The 1,720-nt window shown below is 30.3% G+C and carries 2 protein-coding genes and 1 pseudogene; 1 reads left to right on the forward strand and 2 read right to left on the reverse strand.

Annotation, left to right across the window (positions count from 1 at the left end):
- The first annotated feature begins 99 nt into the window (after positions 1 to 99).
- Positions 100 to 480: an NAD(P)-dependent oxidoreductase gene (locus ESY88_RS20555; RefSeq protein WP_223270918.1), complete on the forward strand. Its 381-nt coding sequence runs from the start codon at positions 100 to 102 to the stop codon at positions 478 to 480.
- A 267-nt stretch (positions 481 to 747) separates the two neighbouring features.
- On the opposite strand, the gene ESY88_RS20560 is transcribed toward ESY88_RS20555, so the two are convergent.
- Entirely contained in the window at positions 748 to 1,407 is a 660-nt protein-coding gene (locus ESY88_RS20560) for a hypothetical protein (protein ID WP_147088573.1), read from the reverse strand.
- Positions 1,408 to 1,489: 82 nt separating this feature from the next.
- A pseudogene (locus ESY88_RS21610) lies at positions 1,490 to 1,720 on the reverse strand (IS1182 family transposase); the annotation flags it as partial.

The raw sequence follows: 1,720 nt of genomic DNA on the forward strand, positions 1-1,720 counted from the left end.
CTAACAAACATGCGCTAAAAATAGAAAAATAGCGCTCTGGGACACCCATTTTTAACTAAAAAAAATCACAACTATTTGAATATAAATAACTTATGAATATTGACTTTTAAAATTGTCGAAAACAGGAAAGAAAAAAATATCAAAAGAATAATTTCTCTTTCAGGCGGTGGTCTACCCTTTCCTGAAAAAGACAAACCAAAATTTGCTGACAAACTAATTAGAACCATAATGAAAATTGTTGTTCCTAAAATTCTGAATGATGCTATTAAACATCACGAAATTCTGAAAAGTAGTGGTTTAAATTGGACTATTGTTAGAGGACCAAGATTAACAAATGACGCAAAAACAGGAACATATCGTGTTGGTTGGGTTGGTGTCAATGCAGGTATGAAAGTAAGTCGTGCAGATTTAGCTGACTTTATTTTAAGTCAGGTCGATGATGAAAAATTTAATTTCCAAATGCCTTTTGTAAGTATCTAGCGGTAGTTTTTGCATTGGCTAAAACTGATTTGTATAAGAATAGTAGGGCGGAAAAAAAGCAATTACCATTCGGTTGAACACAAGCCGAATTTTTAAATTTTTCTTATTACCTTTTTATTCAATAAGCGCACCGAAGGACTACTGCTACCAAATTAATAAATAAAAACTACAGTAAATTTAAAAATTTGGCGACCTCGTAGAAGTGCTTTTACCATTGAGTTAAGCGACAATTGTCCTATTATTTTTATACGGTGTTGGGAATAGTTTTTATTCGTAATACATTTTAAATTTTTCAAAAGTCTTTTGTCCTAGAATATTTACAGTCATTAAATAAAATTCATCTTCTTTGGATAAAATCTGATAAATGTATTTGTCTCCTATAACGCTAAAATTCGACCTCGTTTCATTGTCACTTTCTATAAAAACTAATTCAAATTCTGTTTCGTTAATCCAGTTATAGGTTAGTTTAGAAAATGTCTTATTAGAAAAAGAGTCTGTCCATTTTCCGTTTTCCATAATTACTTTAGTTGTGTCTCCAGCAACTTCGAAATAATAAAATTCTCTTTGCTTTTTAAATTCCTTGAGTTGTTTTTTAGAAATTTCAGATTTTGGTTTTTCTGTTATTCTTATTACTTCTTCTCTTGGTGGTTCTAATCTGTCTAATAAATTTCGAAATTCCACACAATTCCTTTGAAGTCTATAATAAACTTGTTGTCCAATTTTTTGAGTTTTTGATTGTTCAAATTTTCCTAAATATGGATAAAGTTGTTTTTCGTATAGAGAATTTATTTTCAGCGTATCATTTTTAATTTCCAAATTTTTCAGGTAATCACACATTACATAAGAAACAGAATCAATTTCTTTCATCGTTTGTGAAAATGCGATATTAGAAATTCCAATTAATAAAATTATCAGTATTTTTTTCATTTCGTTCAAATTATGCCCAACGTCAGTCCGTCTAATAACCTGCCTTGATTTTTGTTAGTAGAACCAAATTACAGATTTTGTTTTAAACTGCGAGTGCCATTCTAATTTTTCTATTGTGATTGGCAAATGTTGCTATACAGGCTAAAAATAGGTTTATGGCGGTTTCTAGTGTCTCAATCATGTCAAAGCCCGTCGTATTGTCTTGTTTTATTATGTTCCAAATTCTTGTGAGATTATATGCTATAAAGATAAAGCCAACATCTGCGCTAGCTCGTAGTTTGGTTTGTTTAGTGATTATATGGTCAAAGCCCCA

The sequence above is a fragment of the Subsaximicrobium wynnwilliamsii genome (assembly GCF_007997225.1).
Classification (GTDB): Bacteria; Bacteroidota; Bacteroidia; order Flavobacteriales; family Flavobacteriaceae; genus Psychroserpens; species Psychroserpens wynnwilliamsii.

Coding starts and splice junctions, on each gene's coding strand:
- ESY88_RS20560 (WP_147088573.1), bottom strand. CDS start 1,407: ATGAAAAAAATACTGATAATTTTATTAATTGGAATTTCTAATATCGCA.